Below are 20,527 nucleotides of genomic sequence, written 5' to 3' on the forward strand. Positions count from 1 at the left end.
GCTCGGCGCGGCGCACCACGCGCACCACGCGCCCCCGCGTACACCCTGCGCACCCACGCGCAGCACCGGTCCCCGGGCCCGCCACGGCGGCCCGGGGACCGGTGCGTTCCCCGGGCCCGCTGTTGACGTTCCGGGCCCGCCGGCCCCGCGCCTCCCCTATGCTGATGCCCCGTCACGTCGTCCGTCACCGGCGACGGCTTACACGCGCATCGGGGGATCGGCGTGAGCACCGCCTACGTGCCGCAGCAACCACAGCAGCAGCCCCACGGGGGCCCACCGCAGGAACCCCCGCCGGTCCCGCCGTACGCCAGTGAGGCCACCCGGCTGCTGTGCGCGGGTGCCTACCTCGACCCCGGCTACCGGGACCGCGTCATCGACGAGCTGTACCTCGACGAGCAGCGGATCGTCGCGCCGTCGCCCGGCTTCGACGCGGCCCGGGTCCTCGCGCACGCCCTGCGGGCCCGTCGGCAGGAGCTGCTGTGGGCCGCGGCCGTCACCGGCCTGTGGGTGGTGGGGATCCCGCTCAGCGGCGGGCTGCTCGCCTTCCTCTTCTGGCCCAGCCTGTTGCTCGCCCTGGCCCCCTGGATCAAGGGCCGCGCCGAGCGGCCGCCCCTCTACCGGCGCGTCGCGGCCTTCCTGGCCCGCTGGTGGGGACGCGCCCAGTTCGCCCTCTTCACGTTCTACCTGATCGCCTACGCGTTCGGCGACGGCTCGGACGACGACTTCTCGTCCGGTTCGTCGGACCGCTACTACGGCGACTACGGCTCCGACGGATCCGACCTGCCGGACGTCACCGACGTGCTGGTCCCGTCCGGGGGCAGCGGTCTGATCGAGGTGTGGCAGGCCTGGTTCGGGATCGGCGTCCTCGTCCTCATCGGGCTGTGCGTGGCCGGGCAGCGCGGCCAGTTCGCCCGCGCGCTCGCCTCCGAGCTCTCCCCGCAGCGCTTCCCGGACGCCTCCTCGGACCCGGCGGAGAAGGGCGACGGCGCGCGGTTCCAGCGGCTGATGGGACGCATCCGGCTGGAGCAGCACGCGCCACTGATCATGTACGACGAGAAGCACCCGTTCTGCGGAGCGGGCGCGGCGTACGACACCTGGGTGCTGGCCGTGGAGCTGCGGCCGGACGACGAGAAGAAGCAGCAGCCCCTCAGCAACCGCGCCATCCTGGACCGCGTCCGGCCCCTGATCGAACAGCTGCGCCTGCCCTCCGAGTACGCCGGCGCCGGGGTGCGCGACCGGCTCCGCCGGCTGGAGCTCGACGAGTGCGTGTTCCTCCCGGTGGAGGGTCTGCTCGACCGGGACCAGGCGCCGTACGGCCCGGAGACGTTCGAGCAGCACCGTGCGAGTGCCGTGGAGGAGGGTGCCGAGAAGCGGCGGCACTTCCTGCGGATCAGGGTCGGCGGCTGGGAGGAGGAGCTGGTCGTCACGGTCTTCGTGCGCCTGCACACCCAGGGCCGCATGCTCATGCTGGAGATCGCGCCCCATGTGCTGACGCCGGTGCGCGGGGACTTCAAGGACGCCGACCGCGTCTCCCACCGGTTCCGCAACAACAACGTGCTGGGCAGGGCGGCCGGCGCCGCCGTCCTGGTGCCCGGCTCCGTGGGCCGCTCCCTGGTCACGCTCGGCCGGGGTCTGGTGTACGGCTGGCGGCTGCTGACCGGCGGACACGCCGGCGCGCTCCCCGCGGGCCCCGCCGTCTCCGTGCGGGAGCTGGCCGCGGCGCCCGCCGGGTCCACCTTCCAGGAGATGGACGTGAGCCGGTACCTCAGGAGCATCCAGGACCGCGTGAGCCACGGCGTGCGGCTGGCCCTGGGCGACGCCGGGTTCGAGACCGGCGAGTTCGTGCAGAAGATCGTCAACCTCAGCAACGGCAGCACCTACATCGGCAACGCCGAAGGGGCGACCTTCGCCGTCGGCGACAAGTCGAACGTCTCGTCCACGACCGGCGGCCCCGCGCCGCAGAAGGGATCCGGAAGCAATGGCGCAGAATGAGCCGACCGTCCACATCGGCAACGCCCAGGGGGCGACCTTCGCCGTGGGCGACAGCGCGAACGTCACGAGCCACTACGGCACCGCGGCCCCGAGCGACCGGGCCGCCGAGGAACTGCTGAAGGCCGTGCGTGAGCTGCGGGCCGATCTGGCGCGCATCCAGCGCACCGAGCGGACCGACGAGCTGGACACGGCGCTCGCGGACACCGAGGAGGAGATCACCCGCACCGGAACGGCCCCCGAGGGGCGCCTCCAGCGGCTGCGGACCCTGATCGAGGACTCGCAGTCCGTCCTGTCGCTGTTCGCGTCCTTCGGGACGGTGGCCGGACTGCTGGGGCTCTGAACCGATGAGCGGGGGACAGCAGCGGTACTGGAACGAGGCGACCCAGCGCTGGGAGGACACCGCGGCCGGCGCCGCCGCGGCCACCCCGCCGCCACCGCCCCGGCCGGTGTCCGCGCCCGGGACACCGCCGGGCGTGGACCCCGGCCGCCCGGAGGACGTCTCGGCCCCGGTGCCACCGCCCGCGCACGGCGGCTGGTCCGTGCCCGAGGAGCCCGTGCCGGGCGTGGACCCCGGCCGCCCGGAGGGCGTCCCGGCGCCGGTGCCGCCGCCCCCGCACGGCTGGTCCGTGCCCGAGGAGCCGCAGACCGGTTCCTGGCCGCCGCCGGTGCCGCCGCAGGCCCCCCGCGGGCCCAGCCGCCGGCTGGTGTGGTCCGTGCTGGGCGGTGCCGCCGTGGCCGGGGCCGCCGTCGCCCTCGTACTGACGCTGGTTCTCCCGGGCGACGACGGCACGGACGACCGCGGCGCCCCGGCGGGCGCGTCCCCCACGGCCTCCGACCCGACGGCCTCCGACCCCACCGCTCCGCCCTCCGCCTCCGACACCTCGACGCTGCGGACCGGGGAGCCGGGGACACCCACCGACGTGTCCGGATCACCGTCCGGCACGGCCACCGCGCTGCCCGGGGGCTACGAGCCGTACACCGACCCGGAGGGCTTCACCGTCGCGCGGCCCGCGGGCTGGGTACGGGACGCCGTGCCCTCCCGGTACGGCATCGACGTGGTCAACTACCGCAGCTCCGACGGTGAGCTGCGGCTTCAGGTGTACCAGGTGGAGGAGGCCTCGCCCGAGGCGTCCTTCGAGCTGTTCCTCTCCGACGACACGCCCAAGGCCGATGGCTTCCGGAAGCTCTCGCTCCAGAACCTGGACGACGGCGACTTCACCGGCTCCCGGCTGGAGTACGTCGCCGACTCCATCAAGGGCGAACCCGACGTCGGCACCTGGCACGTCGTCGACGAGCGCTTCGTGGCCGCCGACGGCGAGGTGTACGCGATCGCCGCCTACGGGGCCGACGCGGACGGCCGCGACGACGAGCGGGAGCTGCTGCTCACGGCCCTCGGCCACTTCTGCCCGCCGGACACGACCTGCGGGACCGGCGCGGACGCCCTGTGACCGCCCACGCACCCGGCGTGGTCCGTTAGGACCCTTTCGTCCCTTTGTTTCGTGACTCCGCACACTTCCGGTTCCCGAACCGCATGCATCGGGGGCACCAGGGCAGGTGCACCCGGTCCCGTGGACGACACCCACGTGACTCACGGGAGATCGACAGGGAACGGAAGGCATTGACGATCATGGCGGACAGTAGAGAACTGCGGTCACGCGCCACCATCCACGCAGGTGGCGAGTGGCTCGCGGCGTCCTCCGGCGCCACGCGCGAGATCCTCGACCCCGCGGACGCCTCGCCGTTCGCCGTGGTCGCGGAGGGCGACGAGAAGGACACCGACCTCGCGGTGGCCGCCGCCCGCCGCGCCTTCGATGCCGGCGACTGGCCGCACACCCCCGTCGCCGAGCGCGCCGCCCTGCTGCGCCGCGTCGCCGGCCTCCTCGTGCGCGACCGCGAGACGCTCGGCCTGCTGGAGAGCCGCGACGCGGGCAAGACCGTCGAGGAGGGGCGCGTCGACATCGACTGCGTCGCCGACGCCTTCCGCTACTTCGCCGACCTCGTCGCCGGCGAGGCCCCCGGCCGCGTCGTCGACGCGGGCTCGCCCGACATCCACAGCGTCGTCGTGCACGAGCCGGTCGGCGTCTGCGCGATGATCACGCCCTGGAACTACCCGCTGCTCCAGGCCAGCTGGAAGATCGCCCCGGCGCTCGCCGCGGGCAACACCTTCGTGATCAAGCCCAGCGAGATCACCCCGATGACCACCGTCGCCCTGATCGACCTGCTCGTCGAGGCCGGCCTCCCCACCGGCGTCGCGAACATCGTCACCGGGCCCGGACACACCGTCGGCGCCCGGCTCGCCGAGCACCCCGACGTCGACCTGGTCTCCTTCACCGGCGGCCTGATCAGCGGCACCAAGGTCGCCCAGGCCGCCGCCGTCACCGTCAAGAAGGTCGCCCTCGAACTCGGCGGCAAGAACCCCAACGTGGTCTTCGCCGACGCCTGCGAGACCGAGGAGGGCTTCGACACCGCCGTCGACCAGGCCCTCAACGCCGCCTTCATCCACAGCGGCCAGGTCTGCTCCGCCGGCGGCCGCCTCATCGTCGAGGAGTCGGTCCGCGAACGCTTCGTCGCCGAACTCGCCCGCCGCGCCCAGAAGATCCGCCTCGGCCGCGGCACCGAGGACGGCGTCGAGTGCGGCCCGCTCGTCTCCGAGCAGCAGCGCGCCAAGACCGAGGACTTCGTCGCCTCCGCCCTCGCCGAGGGCGCCGAGCTGCGCTGCGGCGGCAAGCGCCCCGAACCGTCCCCCCGGCGGCCCGGGTCCGGCTACTTCTACGAGCCCACCGTCCTCGACCACTGCCACCGCGAGATGCGCGTCGTACGGGAGGAGGTCTTCGGACCGGTCCTCACCGTCGAGACCTTCCGCACCGAGGACGAGGCCGTAGCCCTCGCCAACGACACCGAGTACGGTCTGGCCGGTGCCGTCTGGACCGCCGACGCGGGACGGGCCCGCCGGGTCGCGGGCCGGCTGCGGCACGGCACCGTGTGGATCAACGACTTCCACCCCTACCTCCCGCAGGCGGAGTGGGGCGGCTTCGGCAAGAGCGGCGTCGGCCGCGAACTCGGCCCCGCGGGCCTGGCCGAGTACCGCGAGAGCAAGCACGTCTACCAGAACCTCGCGCCCAAGCCCGTCCGCTGGTTCTCCGGCTGACCCCACCGCGTCCCCGCACTCCTCCTCGTCATCATCCGCTCGCCCCACTGGAGTACCCCCATGCCAGAAACCACTCACGTCTACGACTACGTCGTCATCGGCGGCGGTACGGCAGGCTCCGTGATCGCCTCCCGGCTCACCGAGAACCCGGACGTCACCGTCGCCGTCATCGAGGGCGGCCCCAGTGACGTCGGCCGCGACGACGTGCTGACCCTGCGCCGCTGGATGGGCCTGCTCGGCGGCGAACTGGACTACGACTACCCCACCACCGAGCAGCCGCGCGGCAACTCGCACATCCGGCACAGCCGCGCCCGCGTCCTCGGCGGCTGCTCCTCGCACAACACCCTCATCGCCTTCAAGCCGCTGCCCTCCGACTGGGACGAGTGGGAGGCCGCCGGCGCCAAGGGCTGGGGCGCGGTGCAGATGGAGGCGTACTTCGCCCGCCTGAAGAACAACATCGTCCCGGTCGACGAGAAGGACCGGAACGCCATCGCACGCGACTTCGTCGACTCCGCGCAGAAGACGCTGGAGGTCCCCCGCGTCGAGGGCTTCAACAAGAAGCCGTTCACCGAGGGCGTCGGCTTCTTCGACCTCGCCTACCACCCCGAGAACAACAAGCGTTCCTCGGCGTCGGTGGCCTATCTGCACCCCGTGATGGACGAGCGCGCCAACCTCACGCTGATGCTGGAGACCTGGGCGTACCGGCTCGAACTCGACGGCACCCGCGCCGAGGGCGTCCACGTCCGTACCAAGGACGGCGAGGAGATCCTGGTCAAGGCCCGTCACGAGGTCGTCCTCAGCGCCGGCGCGGTCGACTCCCCGCGCCTGCTGCTGCACTCCGGCATCGGCCCCAGGGACCAGCTGGAGGCCCTCGGCATACCCGTGGTGCTCGACCTGCCCGGCGTCGGCGAGAACCTGCTCGACCACCCCGAGTCGGTGATCGTGTGGGAGACCAACGGCCCCATCCCGGACAACTCCGCGATGGACTCCGACGCCGGTCTGTTCGTGCGCCGCGACCCCGAACACGCGGGCCCCGACCTGATGTTCCACTTCTACCAGATCCCGTTCACGGACAACCCGGAGCGACTGGGCTACGAGCGCCCCGAGTTCGGCGTCTCCATGACCCCGAACATCCCCAAGCCGAAGTCCCGCGGCCGCCTCCACCTCACCAGCGCCGACCCGTCCGAGAAGCCCGCCCTGGACTTCCGCTACTTCACCGACGAGGACGACTACGACGGCCGCACCCTCGTCGACGGCATCCGCATCGCCCGTGAGGTCGCGAAGACCCAGCCGCTGGCGGGCTGGCTCAAGCGCGAGGTCTGCCCCGGCCCGGACGTCACCGGCGACGAGGAGCTGAGCGAGTACGCCCGCAAGGTCGCCCACACCGTCTACCACCCGGCCGGCACCTGCAAGATGGGCGCCGCCACCGACGAGAGCGCCGTCGTCGACCCGGAGCTGCGCGTCCGCGGCCTCCAGGGCATCCGCATCGCCGACGCCTCCGTCTTCCCGACCATGCCCGCCGTCAACCCGATGATCGGGGTCCTCATGGTCGGCGAGCGCGCCGTCGAGCTGATCGGCGGTGACGCCCGATGAGCACCACCGACAAGGACACCACCACCGCCGCCGCGACCGACACCGTGACCGAGCGTCCGCCGGTCTTCTCCGTCGACGGCCTGTGGAAGGTCTTCGGCCCCAAGGCCGACCGCGTTCCCGCCGACCCGGACCTCGCCGCCCTGTCCCCGGCCGAACTGCGCTCCCGCACCGGCTGCACCGCCGCCGTCGCGGACGTCTCCTTCGACGTGCGCAAGGGCGAGGTCTTCGTCGTCATGGGCCTGTCCGGCTCCGGCAAGTCCACCCTCGTACGCTGCCTGACCCGCCTCATCGAGCCGACGGCCGGCTCCATCGCCATCGACGGCGAGGACGTCCGCGCGATGGACCGGACCCGGCTGCGCGCACTGCGCCGCCACCGCGCCGCGATGGTCTTCCAGCACTTCGGCCTGCTCCCGCACCGCACCGTCCTGGACAACGTCGCCTACGGCCTCGAAGTCCAGGGCATGGGCCGCGCCGAGCGCCGCGAGCGGGCCGCCGCCGTCGTCGCCAAGGTCGGCCTCGAGGGCCTGGAGCAGCGCCGCCCCGGCCAGCTCTCCGGCGGCCAGCGCCAGCGCGTCGGCCTCGCCCGCGCCCTCGCCGTCGATCCCGAGGTGCTGCTCTTCGACGAGCCGTTCAGCGCGCTGGACCCGCTGATCCGGCGGGACATGCAGGAGGAGGTCGTCCGGCTGCACCGCGAGGAGGGCCGCACGATGGTCTTCATCACCCACGACCTCCAGGAAGCCCTCAAACTCGGCGACCGCATCGCCCTGATGCGCGACGGCCGCGTGGTGCAGCTCGGCACCCCGGAGGAGATCGTCGGCTCGCCCGCCGACGACTACGTCCGCGAGTTCGTCCGCGACGTCCCCCGCGAGCAGGTCCTCACCGTCCGCACGGCCATGCGCCCCGCCGCGAACGCCGACGAGGCGGGCACGGGCCCGGCGATCCGCCCGGACGCCACGGTCTCGGAGGCCATCGAGGCGGTGGCAAGGGCAGGCTCCCCGGCCCGAGTGATGACCGAGGGCCGCTGCCTGGGCGTGGTAGACGCGACCGACCTCCTGTCGGTGGTAGCAGGCACCGACCCAGCTGCGGGCAGTGACGTAGCTGCGGGCAGTCGTGCCGCTGGGGCGGCACGGGTGGGCGCAGCGGCACCGGCGACGCGCCGCAAGCCGACGACCCCCGCCGAGCCCACCACCGAGGAGCCGGCGTAATGGCAACGATCACTGCACCGACCTCGCAGAAGGCCGCCCCGCCGGGCATACTCACCCACCCCGCGACCCGCAAGCTCCTCACCCTGGCGGCGCTGGCCGCGATCCTCGCCCCCATAGCCGCCACGCAGTGGCCCGGCGCCACCTGGCCCACCGCCCTCACCGTCGACGTCTCCGAGCCCCTCGGCAAGGCCAGCGACTGGATCATCGACAACCGCGACACCCACCCCCTGTTCCTCTACTTCTTCGGCCACGTCAGCAACGTCGTCGTCATCGCCGTACGCGCCGTCTACCTCGCCCTCCTCGCCGTCGGCTGGGCCGGGGTCACCGCGATCGGCGCCCTGGTCGCCTGGCGGGTGGCTGGCGTGAAGCTCGCGGCGGGCACCGCGGCCGCGTTCCTGGCCTGCGGCCTGCTCGGCATGTGGGTGCCGACCATGCAGACCCTCGCGCTCATGGTCGTGGCCGTCCTCGCGTCCGTCGCCGTCGGCGCCCTGCTGGGCCTCGCCGCCGGCCTGTCCGACCGGATGGACCGCGTGCTGCGCCCGGTGCTCGACACCATGCAGGTGCTGCCCGCCTTCGCCTACCTCCTGCCCGTCGTCCTGGTCTTCGGCATCGGCGTCCCCGCGGCCGTCCTGGCCACCGTCGTCTACGCCGCCCCGCCCATGGCCCGGCTCACCTCGCTCGGCCTGCGCGGCGCCGACAAGGAGGTCCTGGAGGCCGTCGAGTCCCTCGGCACCACCGCCCGCCAGCGGCTGCTGACCGCCCGTATCCCGCTGGCCCGCAAGGAACTCCTCCTCGGCGTCAACCAGACGATCATGATGGCGCTGTCCATGGCCGTCATCGCCTCCGTCATCGGCGCCGGCGGCCTCGGCGACCGCGTCTACCAGGCGCTCGCCTCGGTCGACGTCGGCGCGGCCCTCGCGGCCGGCATCCCGATCGTGCTGCTCGCCGTCGTCCTGGACCGCGTCACCGGCGCGGCGGGGGAGCGGCTCGGCGAGGCCGGGAAGTCCCCGGTGACCTGGCTGTACGCCCTCGTCGTCGCCGCGGCCGTCGCGCTCGCCGGACGCCTGGCGGGCTTCCTCGACTGGCCCGACGGGTGGGAGCTGAACATCGCCGAGCCCGTCAACCGGGCCGTCGACTGGATGACCGCCCACCTGTACTCCGGCGTCCCCGTCGTCGGCGGCACCGCCGACTGGGCCGCGCACTTCACCAGCTGGGTGCTCAACCCGCTCCGCGACGGCCTCCAGTGGCTGCCGTGGTGGTCCGTGCTCCTGATCGTCGCCGCCCTGGCCTGGCTGATCGGCACCTGGCGCACCGCGCTCACCGCCGTCCTCGCGATGGCCGCGATCGGCGTGCTCGGCGTGTGGAAGCCGTCTCTCGACACGCTCTCGCAGGTGCTCGCCGCCGTCGCCGTGACCCTGGTCATCGGCTTCGCCACCGGTGTCGCCGCCGCCCGCAGCGACCGCGTCGAGCGCCTGCTGCGGCCCGTGCTGGACGTCTTCCAGACGATGCCGCAGTTCGTGTACCTGATCCCGGTCGTCGCCCTGTTCGGCGTGGGCCGCGCGCCCGCCGTGGCCGCCGCCGTCGTCTACGCCCTCCCGGCCGTCGTCCGCATCACCGCCCAGGGCCTGCGCCAGGTCGACCCCGCCGCCATGGAGTCGGCCCGCTCGCTCGGCGCGACCGGCGGCCAGCAGCTCCGCCAGGTCCAGCTGCCGCTGGCCCGCCCGGCGCTGCTCCTCGCCGTCAACCAGGGCGTCGTCCTGGTCCTCGCCGTCGTCATCATCGGCGGCCTGGTCGGCGGTGGAGCGCTCGGCTACCAGGTGGTCTTCGGCCTCGCCCAGGGCGACCTGGCGACCGGCCTGGTCGCGGGCGCCGCGATCGTCTGCCTCGGCCTGATGCTCGACCGCGTCACGCAGCCCACCGAACGCCGTACGACGAAGAAGGGAGCCTGACATGCGTGTACGCGTCATCACCGCCGTGGCCTCGGCCGCCGCGCTGACCCTGCTCACCGGCTGCGGCGCCGCCGACATGACCAAGCAGGCGTCCCCGTACGCCAATGCCCAGGGCGCCAAGACCGTCACCCTGTCCGTGCAGTCCTGGGTCGGCGCCCAGGCCAACGTGGCCGTCGCCCAGTACCTGCTGGAGCACGAGCTGGGCTACCGCGTCGACACCGTCCAGGTCGACGAGGTCCCCGCCTGGGACGCGCTCAGCCAGGGCCGCGTCGACGCCATCCTGGAGGACTGGGGCCACCCCGAGCAGGAACAGCGCTACGTCGAGGACAAGAAGACCATCGCCCCCGGCGGCGACCTCGGCGTCACCGGGCACATCGGCTGGTTCGTGCCGACGTACTTCGCGAAGAAGCACCCGGACGTCACGAACTGGAAGAACCTCAACAAGTACGCCGACCTGCTGCGCACCGCGGAGAGCGGCGGCAAGGGCCAGCTCCTGGACGGCTCGCCGTCCTACGTCACCAACGACAAGGCCCTGGTGAAGAACCTGAACCTGGACTACCAGGTCGTCTTCGCCGGCTCCGAGGCCGCCCAGATCACCCAGATGCAGCAGTTCGCCAAGGAGAAGAAGCCCTTCCTCAGCTACTGGTACACCCCCCAGTGGCTGATGCAGAAGGTGCCGATGACCGAGGTGAAGCTGCCGCCGTACGAGGAGGGCTGCGACGCCGACCCGGCGAAGGTCGACTGCGCCTACCCGGTCACCCCGCTGCAGAAGTACCTCAACGCCGACTTCGCGAAGAACGGCGGCGAGGCGGCGGAGTTCCTGAAGAACTTCAAGTGGACGACCGAGGACCAGAACGAGGTCTCCCTGATGATCGCCGAGAAGAAGATGCGGCCCCAGGTGGCGGCGGAGAAGTGGGTGGACAGCCACCGGTCCGTCTGGAAGAAGTGGCTGCCCTGACCCTCATCGCGGCAGCCGGGCCGCGAGCCGTTCCGCGTTCTCCCGCACCGCCTGTTCGGCGTGCCGCTGGAGGCCCGGCCCGAACGTGACCCGGGTGGCCCCGAGTCCGCCGAGTACGGCGGGCGAGGGGCCCTCCCCGGGACGCGCGAGCACGTTCACCGGCCCCCGGATCCCGGCCCGCAGCAGCGGCAGTACGGCGACCGGGGCGGCGATCGGATACACGCAGTCGGCGCCCGCGGCGACGTACGCGGCGGCCCGCTCCACCGCCGCCTCCGGAGCGTCCACGCCCCGGACGAACGTGTCGATCCGGGCGTTCAGGAACAGCCGGTCGCCGGCCGCCTCCCGCACCCCGGCCAGCCACTCGGCGTGCTCCGCCGGGTCCTTGAGCCCCGCGCCGGTGGAGTCCTCCAGGTTGCAGCCCACGGCGCCCGCCTCGAGGAGCCGTTCCACCAGCTCCTTCGGCGCCAGCCCGTACCCGCCCTCCACGTCCGCCGACACGGGCACGTCCACGGCGCGCACGATCCGCGCGACGGCCGCGAACATCTCGTCGGCCGGGGTCGACCCGTCCGCGTACCCGAGCGAGGCCGCCACCCCGGCGCTCGGTGTCGCGAGCGCCGGGAACCCGGCCTCCGCGAACACCCGCGCGCTCGCCGCGTCCCAGGGGCCCGGCAGGACCAGGGGATCGTCGGGTGCCCGGCCGTGGTGCAGGGCGCGGAACGCTGCGGCACGACTCACGGTGTCCAACCCCCTGGTGGGATCCTGCGGCCGACCATCAGCCGGTTCCAGCTGTTGATGACGGTGATCAGCCCTATGAGGTGGGCCAGCCGGCCGTCGTCGAAGTGCGCGGCGGCCTCCTCGTACACCGCGTCCGGCACGAAGCCCCCGGTCAGCACCGTCACCGCCTCGGTCAGCGCGAGCGCGGCCCGCTCCCGCCCGTCGAACAGGTCCCCGGCCTCCTCCCAGGCGGCCAGCAGGTCCAGCCGCTGCTCGGCCTCGCCGTTCTCGCGGGCCGAGGCGAGGTGCATGTCCAGGCAGAACGCGCAGTGGTTGAGCTGCGAGGCCCGGATCATCACCAGCTCGGCGAGCACGGGGTCGCCGAGCCCCTTCTTGGCCGCCGCGCTCAGCGCGGACAGCGCCTGCGCGACCTCCCGGTCCAGGAGGCGGGTGCGTGCCGTCACGCGTGCTGACCGGGCGTGTAGTGGCCCGGCGTCATCCGGCAGGTCACGCCGAAACGGTTCCAGGCGTTGATCGTCGTGATCGCGGCGATCAGCTGGGCCAGCTCCGGCTCGTCGAAGTGCTCGGCGGCCTTCCCGTAGACCTCGTCCGGCACGAAACCGTCGGTCAGCACGGTGACCGCCTCGGTCAGCGCGATCGCCGCGAGCTCCTTCTCCGTGTAGAAGTGCCGCGACTCCTCCCAGGCGGCCAGCTGCACGATCCGCTCCACGCTCTCACCGGCGGCGAGGGCGTCCTTGGTGTGCATGTCCAGGCAGAAGGCGCAGTGGTTGAGCTGCGAGGCGCGGATCTTCACCAGTTCGTACAGCGCCGGGTCAAGCCCCCGCCTGGCGGCGGTCTCGAGCCGGATCATCGCCTTGTAGACCTCGGGGGCGTGCTGGGACCAGTTCAGCCGCACGGGCACCTCGGTGGCGCGGGCGTCCGTCCTCGTGTCATCGGTGTGTGTCGTCATGCCTCGACCCTAGGAAGGAAGCAGCCCAGCGGTATGGTCCATTTCCATGGCGGAAACATGGGCCACCCTCGGCGTCGACCTGCACCTGGAACCCACCGGACCGGGCCTGCGCCGCGGTCTGACCGACGCCCTGCGCGAGGCCGTCCGCACCGGCCGTCTGACCCCCGGCACCCGCCTGCCCTCCTCCCGCAGCCTCGCCGCCGACCTCGGCATCGCCCGCAACACCGTCGCCGACGCCTACGCCGACCTCGTCGCCGAGGGCTGGCTCACCGCACGCCAGGGCTCGGGCACCCGCGTCGCCGAACGCGTCGCCGCCCCGGCGCACCCCGCCCCGGCCCGGCGCCCCGCGGAGCACGCCCGGCCCGCCTACGACCTGCGCCCCGGCACCCCCGACCTCTCCTCCTTCCCGCGCACCGAGTGGCTCAGGGCAGCCCGCCGCGCCGTCACCGCCGCGCCCCACGGCGCCCTCGGCTACGGCGACGGCCGCGGCCGGCCCGAGCTGCGCTCCGCGCTGGCCGGCTACCTCGCCCGGGTCCGGGGCGTGCGCACCGGCGCCGAGAACCTGCTGGTGTGCGGCGGCGTGGCACACGGCCTCGTGCTGCTGGCCGGCGTGCTGCGGGCGCGCGGCGTGCACACCGTGGCCGTCGAGGCGTACGGCCTCCACGTCCACCGCGACCTGCTCACCAGGGCCGGCCTGCGCACCATCCCGCTGCCGGTGGACGGCCGGGGAGCGGACACCGGAGCGCTGGGGGACGCGGGCGCGGTGCTCCTCACCCCCGCCCACCAGTTCCCGACCGGGGTCCCCCTGCACCCCGAGCGCAGGGCGGCCGTGGTGGACTGGGCGCACCGCACCGGCGGGCTGGTCCTGGAGGACGACTACGACGGCGAGTTCCGCTACGACCGCCAGCCCGTCGGCGCCCTCCAGGGACTGGACCCCGAACACGTCGTGTATCTGGGCACCGCCAGCAAGTCCCTCGCCCCCGGGCTGCGCCTGGGCTGGGTGGTGCTGCCGCCGTCGCTGGTCGGCGACGCCCTGGACGACCCGGCGAGCCGCACTCCGGGCGTCCTCGACCAGCTGACCCTGGCCCAGTTCCTCGGCTCGGGCGCCTACGACCGGCACGTCCGGTCCGCGCGCCTGCGCTACCGGCGCCGCCGCGACGCCCTGGTCGCCGCCCTCGCCGAGCACGCCCCCGACGTCGGCGTCACCGGCATCGCCGCCGGACTGCACGCCGTCCTCCAACTCCCGCCGGGCACCGAGCAGCAGGTCGTACGGGCCGCCGCCTGGCACGGACTCGCGGTCCACGGGCTGTCCATGTTCCGCCACCCGCACACGACCGTCGCCCCGCGGGACGCCCTGGTCGTCGGCTACGGCACCCCGCCCGACCACGCCTGGACGGGCGCCCTGGACGCGCTGCGCCGGGCGCTGCCGTGAAGTCCTCCGCGGCGGGGCGCGGACGCTCCCGCATGCCGGACACCCCCCGCACCGGCACGACGCACCCGGTACCCTGACCACGGGCCGTGACTGGCGCGCAGGGATGGGACGAACCATCGGGGAGCGGCCCGCGACACCAAGAGCCGTGCGCCTGGGCCGTCCGTACTGTGCACGCCGAACACAATGTCCGGAGGTCCCCATGCCCGCAGAAATCTCCCCCGAGTCCACCGCCTACCGCGCCGCGCTCGACGTGATCCGCACCGTCGAACCGCGCGTCGCGGACGCCATCGGCCAGGAGGTCGCCGACCAGCGCGAGATGCTCAAGCTGATCGCCTCGGAGAACTACGCCTCCCCGGCCACGCTCCTGGCGATGGGCAACTGGTTCAGCGACAAGTACGCCGAGGGCACCATCGGCCGCCGCTTCTACGCCGGCTGCCGCAACGTCGACACCGTCGAGTCCCTCGCCGCCGAGCACGCCCGCGAGCTGTTCGGCGCCCGCCACGCCTACGTCCAGCCGCACTCCGGCATCGACGCCAACCTGGTCGCCTTCTGGGCCGTCCTGGGCGCCCGCGTCGAGGTGCCCTTCCTGGAGAAGACCGGCGCCCGCCAGGTCAACGACCTGACCGACGCCGACTGGGCCGAGCTGCGCCGCGCCTTCGGCAACCAGCGGATGCTCGGCATGTCCCTGGACGCCGGCGGCCACCTGACCCACGGCTTCCGGCCCAACATCTCCGGCAAGATGTTCGACCAGCGCTCCTACGGCACCGACCCGGCCACCGGCCTCATCGACTACGAGGCCCTGCGCGCCTCCGCCCGCGAGTTCAAGCCGCTGATCATCGTCGCGGGCTACTCCGCGTACCCCCGGCTGGTGAACTTCCGGATCATGCGCGAGATCGCCGACGAGGTCGGCGCGACCCTCATGGTCGACATGGCCCACTTCGCCGGCCTGGTCGCGGGCAAGGTGCTCACCGGCGACTTCGACCCGGTCCCGCACGCCCAGATCGTCACGACGACCACCCACAAGTCGCTGCGCGGCCCGCGCGGCGGCATGGTCCTGTGCGACGACTCCCTCAAGGACCAGGTCGACCGCGGCTGCCCGATGGTCCTCGGCGGCCCGCTCCCGCACGTCATGGCCGCCAAGGCCGTCGCCCTCGCCGAGGCCCGGCAGCCGGCGTTCCAGGACTACGCCCGGCGCATCGTGGACAACGCCCGCGCCCTCGCCGAGGGCCTGACCAAGCGCGGCGCCACCCTGGTCACCGGCGGCACCGACAACCACCTCAACCTGATCGACGTGGCGTCCTCCTACGGCCTCACCGGCCGCCAGGCCGAGGCCGCCCTGCTCGACTCCGGCATCGTCACCAACCGCAACGCCATCCCCGCCGACCCGAACGGCGCCTGGTACACCTCCGGCATCCGCATCGGCACCCCGGCGCTGACCACGCGCGGTCTCGGCACGGCGGAGATGGACGAGGTCGCGGGCCTCATCGACCGCGTCCTCACCGCCACCGAGCCCGGCACCACGAAGTCCGGCGCCCCCTCCAAGGCCTCCCACGTCCTCGACGCGAAGGTCGCCGACGAGATCTCGCACCGCGCGACCGACCTGGTGGCCGGCTTCCCGCTGTACCCGGAGATCGACCTCGGCTGACAGGCCGCGAGGCTCAGAGGTCGATCAGCTCCTGACGCGGCTCCCCGCGCGGCGGTCCGGACCGGTACCGGTCCGCCGCGCGGCGTGTCAGCAGCGTCCCCGCGACACCCGCGCCGAGCCCGGCGGCGGCCCACCACACCCCGGACGGCCCGCCGTCGTCCCTTCCGGCGCCCGCCTCGTCCGCCGCGAGGAAGCCCTCGTCGGTCAGCCGCTCGTAGGGGCGCCGTGGTACCCGGTGCCAGCGGATGTCGTCGTCCGTCAGGTCCGGCGCCAGGTCCGAGCGCACCCACGGGGTGCCGTCCTCCGCGAGGAAGAACTGGTCCTGACGGAGCATCGCCACGTCCCCGCCCGGCGCCCGCTGGGTCTGCGGCCAGCCCCCGACTCCGGTCAGCCCCCACAGCACGGTGAACCGCACCGGTGGCCGCCGGCCCTCCGTCCAGGCCCGCGGGACCCGTTCCGTGCCCGTGAAGACCGGCTCGAGCAGGCTGCGCAGCCGGTCGAAGTCGGTCTCGCCCGCGTGCCAGGACGCGGTCCGCCCGTCACCCGCCCACACGACCACGGCCACGTCCGGCTCGTCGACGGCCCGGGCACCGTCACCGTCCGCCGCGACGGCCCCCGCCGGACCCGTCGACCACAACACCGCGGCCGCCGCCACCGCGCCCGTCCACTTCCACCGTCCGCGCACAGGGCCCCCTCCCACTCGCTCCCGCCCTTGTTACACCCCTGGACACGAAATGGAGCCCCCCTGTACCGAACCAGTGCCCGACCGCGCCCCGAAGCCTGAGAGAATGGTGAACATGGCCAACGATCGTCCCCGCGTGCTCTCCGGTATCCAGCCGACCTCCGGCTCGTTCCACCTCGGCAACTACCTCGGCGCCGTCCGCCAGTGGGTCGACATGCAGGACACCCACGACGCCTTCTACATGGTCGTCGACCTGCACGCGATCACGGTCCCGCAGGACCCGAAGGAGCTGCGCCAGAACACCCGCGTCGCCGCCGCCCAGCTCCTCGCGGCCGGTCTCGACCCGGAGCGCTGCACCCTGTTCGTGCAGAGCCACGTCCCCGAGCACGCGCAGCTCGGCTGGCTGATGAACTGCATCACCGGCTTCGGCGAGGCCTCCCGGATGACGCAGTTCAAGGACAAGTCCGCCAAGCAGGGCAACGACCGCACCACCGTCGGCCTGTTCACGTACCCGATGCTGATGGTCGCCGACATCCTGCTCTACCAGGCCGACCAGGTGCCGGTGGGCGAGGACCAGCGCCAGCACCTGGAGCTGACCCGCGACCTCGCGGACCGCTTCAACCAGACCTACGGCGACGCCTTCACCGTCCCGACCGCGTACATCCTCAAGGAGACGGCGAAGATCTACGACCTTCAGGACCCGACCGCCAAGATGAGCAAGTCGGCGGCCACCCCGAAGGGCCTGATCAACCTGCTCGACGAGCCGAAGGCCACCGCGAAGAAGGTGAAGAGCGCGGTCACCGACACCGACACCGTCGTCCGCTTCGACCGCGAGCACAAGCCCGGCGTCAGCAACCTCCTGTCGATCTACTCCACCCTCACCGGCGCCGAGATCGCCGAGCTGGAGCAGAAGTACGAGGGCAAGGGCTACGGCGCGCTGAAGACGGACCTCGCCGACGTCGTCGTGGAGTTCGTCACCCCGTTCCGGGAGCGCACCCAGCAGTACCTGGACGACCCGGAGACGCTCGACGCGATCCTCGCCAAGGGCGCGGAGAAGGCCAGGGCCGTCGCCGCGGAGACCCTCGCCCGGGCGTACGACCGGCTGGGCCTCCTCCCCGCCAAGCACTGACCCGCGACGCCCACCGCCGCACCGCCCGCGACCTCGCCCGGGACACCGGACCGGGCACCGTCCGTGCGCCCCGGCGTGCCGCCGTAGCGCTGCACATCACTCCGGTTGCGCCTGCCCGCGGCACGGCGGTGGCCGTACAGTCGATATCCGGGTGTCCGGCCGAAGGACACACAACGACAGGAGACGAAGTGGGGACCGTAACGATCGGCGTGTCGATCGCGGTCCCGGAGCCTCACGGCAGCAAGCTCCAGCAGCTGCGCGCGGGCTTCGGCGACGCCGCCGCTCACGGCATCCCCACGCACGTCACCCTGCTGCCGCCGACCGAGGTCGACGGCGCCGCGCTGCCCGCGGTCGAGGCGCACCTCGCGGAGGTGGCGGCGCGCGGCCGGCCCTTCCCGATGCGGCTGTCCGGCACCGGCACCTTCCGCCCGCTCTCGCCCGTCGTCTTCGTCCAGGTGGTCGAGGGCGCGGCGGCCTGCTCCTGGCTGCAGAAGCGGGTGCGCGACGCGTCCGGCCCGGTCCCCCGCGAACTGCAGTTCCCGTACCACCCGCACGTCACCGTGGCGCACGGCATCGACGAGGCGGCGATGGACCGCGCCCACGAGGAGCTGTCCGACTACGAGGCCCAGTGGCCCTGCACCGGCTTCGCGCTGTACGAGCAGGGCGCCGACGCGGTCTGGCGCAAGCTGCGCGAGTTCCCCTTCGGCAGCGCCACCGTGCCCCCGCAGGCCGGACGCGTGGAGAGCGGCTCCCTGCCGACGCGGTAGCCGCCCCCTACACCGGCAGCCGCCGGAACACCGTCCGCGGCAGATGCCGCACCGCCGCCATCACCACCCGCAGCGCCCCCGGCACCCACACCGTCTCCGAGCGCCGCCGCAGCCCCAGCTCGATCGCCGTGGCGACCGCCTCGGGGGTCGTGGCGAGCGGCGCCTCCTCCATCCCCTCGGTCATCCGCGACCGCACGAACCCGGGCCGTACGACCATGACGTGCACGCCCGTGCCGTGCAGCGCGTCGCCCAGGCCCTGCGCGAAGGCGTCCAGGCCCGCCTTGCTGGAGCCGTAGATGAAGTTGGCGCGGCGGGCCCGCTCACCGGCGACGGAGGAGAGCACCACCAGCGAGCCGTGCCCCTGCGCCTGGAGGGAGCGGGCGGCGACCAGCCCGGCCGAGACCGCGCCGGTGTAGTTGGTCTGCGCGACCCGTACGGCGTTCAGCGGCTCGCGCTCGTCGTGCGCCTGGTCGCCCAGGATGCCGAAGGCGAGCAGCACCAGGTCGATGTCGCCCTCGGCGAACACCTTGCCGAGCGCCGCCTCGTGGCCCTCGGGGTCCAGCGCGTCGAAGGCGACCGTGCGCACCTCGGCGCCGAGGTCCCGCAGCTGCCCGGCGGCCGCGTCCAGGGCGGGGGAGGGGCGCCCGGCCAGCCACACCGTGCGGGTGCGGCGGGCCACCAGACGGCGTGCGGTGGCCAGCGCGATCTCGGACGTACCGCCGAGGACGAGGAGGGACTGGGGGAGGCCGAAGGCGTCCTTCACGGCTGCTCCAGACGGGTAGGGGTGGCTGGTGCGGTGGCTGGTGTGTCAGAGGGCGAGGCGGCGGGCCAGGTCGGAGACGAACACCCCGCGCGGGTCCAGCTCCGCGCGCAGGGCGCGGAAGTCGTCCAGGCGGGGGTACATCGCGGCGAGCAGGTCCGGGCGCAGCCGGGAGTCCTTGGCGAGGTAGACCCGGCCGCCCGCGTCCGCGACCTCCTCGTCCAGCTCGTCCAGGAACGCGCCGAGGCCGGGCAGGCCCGCCGGGATGTCCAGGGCGAGGGTCCAGCCGGGCACGGGGAAGGAGAGCCAGCCCGGGTCGGCCTCGCCGAAGCGTTTGAGGACGGCCAGGAAGGACGGGCAGCGGCGCTCGGAGATCCGCCGCACGATCGAGCGCAGGGCCTCCTCCCGGCCGTGCCCGACGACGAACTGGTACTGCACGAAGCCGCCCCGGCCGTAGACCCGGTTCCAGTGCGGGACGCCGTCCAGGGGGTGGAAGAAGGTGGAGATCCGCTGGAGCCGGCCCCGGCTCTCCCGGGGCGCCTTGCGGTACCAGAGTTCGTTGAAGAGCCCCACCGTCGTCCGGCTGAGCAGTCCGCCCGGCAGGAAGTCGGGGGGCGCGGGGAGGCGGGAGGTGCGGAAGGCCAGCGGCTCGCGTCGGGCGCGCGAGCGGGCGGGCAGCGCGTCCAGTGCCTCCAGCGGTGCGTGGTCGCCCCGGGTGAGCACCGCGCGGCCGGTCGCCCGGCCGCGTGCGAGGAGGTCGATCCAGGCGACCGAGTAGCGGTAGCGGTGGTCGGTGGCGGTCAGCCGGGCCATCAGGTCGTCCAGGTCGGCGGCGCGCTCGGTGTCGACCGACATCAGCGCCGTCCCGACCGGCTGGAGCCGCAGCGTCGCGGTGAGGATCACCCCGGTCAGGCCCATGCCGCCCGCGGTCGCGTCGAACAGGGGCGTGCCCGGCGCGACGGTGCGGACCCGGCCGTCGGCGGTGAGCAGCTCTAGGGAGAGCACGTGCCGCGAGAAGGACCCCGACACGTGGTGGTTCTTGCCGTGGATGTCCGCGCCGATCGCCCCGCCGACCGTCACGTACCGGGTGCCGGGCGTCACCGGCACGAACCAGCCCAGCGGCAGCAGCACCTCCATCAGCCGGTGCAGGGAGACCCCCGCGTCGCACAGCACGGTGCCGCCGGCGACGTCGACGGCGTGCACCCGGTCCAGGGCGGTCATGTCCAGCACGGCACCCCCGGCGTTCTGCGCCGCGTCCCCGTACGCCCGTCCCAGACCCCGCGCGATGCCGCCGCGCACCCCGCAGTCCCGGACGGCGACGGCCGCCTCCTCGTACGTCCGGGGACGGACGACGAGCGCCCCGGTGGGCGCCGTGCGGCCCCAGCCGGTGACGGTGTCCCAGTCGGCGTCGGGGTCCCGGGCGGCGTCGGGAGCGGTGTCGGCAGACATGGCGGTGACCGTATCGCCCCGTCCGTTCCTGAGTGAACGATTAGTTCCAAAACATTCACCGCATCCCTGAAACGGGTGATTAATGGTATGTCGCCCCGGTGTGCCCGCCTTCTCGTGCCACGGGCGTGGACAGT

At 73.4% G+C, this 20,527-nt stretch carries 18 protein-coding genes and 1 riboswitch; of the genes, 12 read left to right on the forward strand and 6 right to left on the reverse strand.

The window, feature by feature from the left end:
* Positions 1-222: 222 nt before the first annotated feature.
* From Sco07f_RS16275 to Sco07f_RS16310, 8 genes are all read left to right on the forward strand, one after another.
* Complete coding sequence (locus Sco07f_RS16275) at positions 223-1,992, forward strand: AbeC-like domain-containing protein (protein ID WP_108988231.1); 1,770 nt, start codon at positions 223-225, stop codon at positions 1,990-1,992.
* Complete coding sequence (locus Sco07f_RS16280) at positions 1,979-2,332, forward strand: hypothetical protein (RefSeq protein WP_054099293.1); 354 nt, start codon at positions 1,979-1,981, stop codon at positions 2,330-2,332. Before Sco07f_RS16275 ends, Sco07f_RS16280 begins: the two co-directional genes overlap by 14 nt.
* 4 nt (positions 2,333-2,336) lie before the next feature.
* Positions 2,337-3,440 (forward strand): serine/threonine kinase C-terminal domain-containing protein, encoded by a 1,104-nt coding sequence (locus tag Sco07f_RS41095; RefSeq protein WP_280524565.1) that lies wholly within the window; start codon positions 2,337-2,339, stop codon positions 3,438-3,440.
* Positions 3,441-3,619: 179 nt separating this feature from the next.
* Positions 3,620-5,140, forward strand: a complete 1,521-nt coding sequence (locus Sco07f_RS16290) for an aldehyde dehydrogenase family protein (protein ID WP_007444128.1) — start codon at positions 3,620-3,622, stop codon at positions 5,138-5,140.
* 60 nt (positions 5,141-5,200) lie between these two features.
* A complete protein-coding gene (locus tag Sco07f_RS16295) occupies positions 5,201-6,733 on the forward strand; it encodes a GMC family oxidoreductase (protein ID WP_007444130.1) in 1,533 nt (510 codons plus the stop codon).
* A complete protein-coding gene (locus tag Sco07f_RS16300) occupies positions 6,730-7,938 on the forward strand; it encodes a quaternary amine ABC transporter ATP-binding protein (RefSeq protein WP_108988232.1) in 1,209 nt (402 codons plus the stop codon). Before Sco07f_RS16295 ends, Sco07f_RS16300 begins: the two co-directional genes overlap by 4 nt.
* Positions 7,938-9,887 carry an ABC transporter permease gene (locus Sco07f_RS16305; protein WP_108988233.1) on the forward strand — a complete coding sequence of 650 codons (1,950 nt, stop codon included), beginning with the start codon at positions 7,938-7,940 and terminating at the stop codon, positions 9,885-9,887. Before Sco07f_RS16300 ends, Sco07f_RS16305 begins: the two co-directional genes overlap by 1 nt.
* 1 nt (position 9,888) lies before the next feature.
* The gene (locus Sco07f_RS16310) at positions 9,889-10,845 is read left to right on the forward strand and encodes an ABC transporter substrate-binding protein (RefSeq protein ID WP_007444133.1); all 957 of its coding nucleotides are present in this window, start codon (positions 9,889-9,891) and stop codon (positions 10,843-10,845) included.
* A gap of 3 nt (positions 10,846-10,848) precedes the next feature.
* On the opposite strand, the gene Sco07f_RS16315 is transcribed toward Sco07f_RS16310, so the two are convergent.
* From Sco07f_RS16315 to Sco07f_RS16325, 3 genes are read right to left on the reverse strand one after another with little or no spacing between them, the layout of a single operon-like run.
* Entirely contained in the window at positions 10,849-11,580 is a 732-nt protein-coding gene (locus Sco07f_RS16315) for an isocitrate lyase/PEP mutase family protein (RefSeq protein ID WP_108988356.1), read from the reverse strand.
* On the reverse strand, positions 11,577-12,023 hold the full coding sequence (locus Sco07f_RS16320; protein ID WP_007444126.1) for a carboxymuconolactone decarboxylase family protein: 447 nt from the start codon (positions 12,021-12,023) through the stop codon (positions 11,577-11,579). The genes Sco07f_RS16315 and Sco07f_RS16320 overlap by 4 nt, the downstream gene beginning before the upstream one ends.
* Complete coding sequence (locus Sco07f_RS16325) at positions 12,020-12,529, reverse strand: carboxymuconolactone decarboxylase family protein (RefSeq protein ID WP_007444127.1); 510 nt, start codon at positions 12,527-12,529, stop codon at positions 12,020-12,022. Before Sco07f_RS16325 ends, Sco07f_RS16320 begins: the two co-directional genes overlap by 4 nt.
* Before the next feature lie 46 nt (positions 12,530-12,575).
* Here Sco07f_RS16325 and pdxR point away from each other — a divergent pair, with 46 nt between their 5' ends.
* Together pdxR and Sco07f_RS16335 are read left to right on the forward strand one after the other, a co-directional pair.
* The gene (pdxR, locus tag Sco07f_RS16330) at positions 12,576-13,961 is read left to right on the forward strand and encodes a MocR-like pyridoxine biosynthesis transcription factor PdxR (RefSeq protein ID WP_108988234.1); all 1,386 of its coding nucleotides are present in this window, start codon (positions 12,576-12,578) and stop codon (positions 13,959-13,961) included.
* Between the two features lie 76 nt (positions 13,962-14,037).
* Positions 14,038-14,125, forward strand: a riboswitch (ZMP/ZTP riboswitch).
* A 35-nt stretch (positions 14,126-14,160) separates the two neighbouring features.
* On the forward strand, positions 14,161-15,606 hold the full coding sequence (locus Sco07f_RS16335) for a glycine hydroxymethyltransferase (protein ID WP_007444117.1): 1,446 nt from the start codon (positions 14,161-14,163) through the stop codon (positions 15,604-15,606).
* 13 nt (positions 15,607-15,619) lie between these two features.
* On the opposite strand, the gene Sco07f_RS16340 is transcribed toward Sco07f_RS16335, so the two are convergent.
* A complete protein-coding gene (locus Sco07f_RS16340; protein ID WP_007444114.1) occupies positions 15,620-16,291 on the reverse strand; it encodes a hypothetical protein in 672 nt (223 codons plus the stop codon).
* Between the two features lie 112 nt (positions 16,292-16,403).
* Here Sco07f_RS16340 and trpS point away from each other — a divergent pair, with 112 nt between their 5' ends.
* Together trpS and Sco07f_RS16350 are read left to right on the forward strand one after the other, a co-directional pair.
* Positions 16,404-17,417, forward strand: a complete 1,014-nt coding sequence (gene trpS, locus Sco07f_RS16345; protein ID WP_167468118.1) for a tryptophan--tRNA ligase — start codon at positions 16,404-16,406, stop codon at positions 17,415-17,417.
* 188 nt (positions 17,418-17,605) lie between these two features.
* Positions 17,606-18,184 (forward strand): 2'-5' RNA ligase family protein, encoded by a 579-nt coding sequence (locus Sco07f_RS16350; protein ID WP_087789770.1) that lies wholly within the window; start codon positions 17,606-17,608, stop codon positions 18,182-18,184.
* 7 nt (positions 18,185-18,191) lie between these two features.
* Here the strand turns inward: Sco07f_RS16350 and dprE2 are convergent, their stop codons facing one another.
* Together dprE2 and dprE1 are read right to left on the reverse strand one after the other, a co-directional pair.
* Entirely contained in the window at positions 18,192-18,947 is a 756-nt protein-coding gene (gene dprE2, locus Sco07f_RS16355) for a decaprenylphospho-beta-D-erythro-pentofuranosid-2-ulose 2-reductase (RefSeq protein ID WP_007444115.1), read from the reverse strand.
* A gap of 45 nt (positions 18,948-18,992) precedes the next feature.
* Positions 18,993-20,393 carry a decaprenylphosphoryl-beta-D-ribose oxidase gene (gene dprE1, locus Sco07f_RS16360; protein WP_108988235.1) on the reverse strand — a complete coding sequence of 467 codons (1,401 nt, stop codon included), beginning with the start codon at positions 20,391-20,393 and terminating at the stop codon, positions 18,993-18,995.
* Between the last annotated feature and the right edge of the window lie 134 nt (positions 20,394-20,527).

Origin of the sequence: Streptomyces coelicoflavus, from assembly GCF_003112555.1 — a bacterium.
Taxonomy (GTDB): domain Bacteria; phylum Actinomycetota; class Actinomycetes; order Streptomycetales; family Streptomycetaceae; genus Streptomyces; species Streptomyces coelicoflavus.

Coding starts and splice junctions, on each gene's coding strand:
- Sco07f_RS16280 (WP_054099293.1), top strand. CDS start 1,979: ATGGCGCAGAATGAGCCGACCGTCCACATCGGCAACGCCCAGGGGGCG.
- Sco07f_RS41095 (WP_280524565.1), top strand. CDS start 2,337: ATGAGCGGGGGACAGCAGCGGTACTGGAACGAGGCGACCCAGCGCTGG.
- Sco07f_RS16290 (WP_007444128.1), top strand. CDS start 3,620: ATGGCGGACAGTAGAGAACTGCGGTCACGCGCCACCATCCACGCAGGT.
- Sco07f_RS16295 (WP_007444130.1), top strand. CDS start 5,201: ATGCCAGAAACCACTCACGTCTACGACTACGTCGTCATCGGCGGCGGT.
- Sco07f_RS16300 (WP_108988232.1), top strand. CDS start 6,730: ATGAGCACCACCGACAAGGACACCACCACCGCCGCCGCGACCGACACC.
- Sco07f_RS16305 (WP_108988233.1), top strand. CDS start 7,938: ATGGCAACGATCACTGCACCGACCTCGCAGAAGGCCGCCCCGCCGGGC.
- Sco07f_RS16310 (WP_007444133.1), top strand. CDS start 9,889: ATGCGTGTACGCGTCATCACCGCCGTGGCCTCGGCCGCCGCGCTGACC.
- Sco07f_RS16325 (WP_007444127.1), bottom strand. CDS start 12,529: ATGACGACACACACCGATGACACGAGGACGGACGCCCGCGCCACCGAG.
- pdxR (WP_108988234.1), top strand. CDS start 12,576: ATGGCGGAAACATGGGCCACCCTCGGCGTCGACCTGCACCTGGAACCC.
- Sco07f_RS16335 (WP_007444117.1), top strand. CDS start 14,161: ATGCCCGCAGAAATCTCCCCCGAGTCCACCGCCTACCGCGCCGCGCTC.
- trpS (WP_167468118.1), top strand. CDS start 16,404: ATGGCCAACGATCGTCCCCGCGTGCTCTCCGGTATCCAGCCGACCTCC.
- dprE1 (WP_108988235.1), bottom strand. CDS start 20,393: ATGTCTGCCGACACCGCTCCCGACGCCGCCCGGGACCCCGACGCCGAC.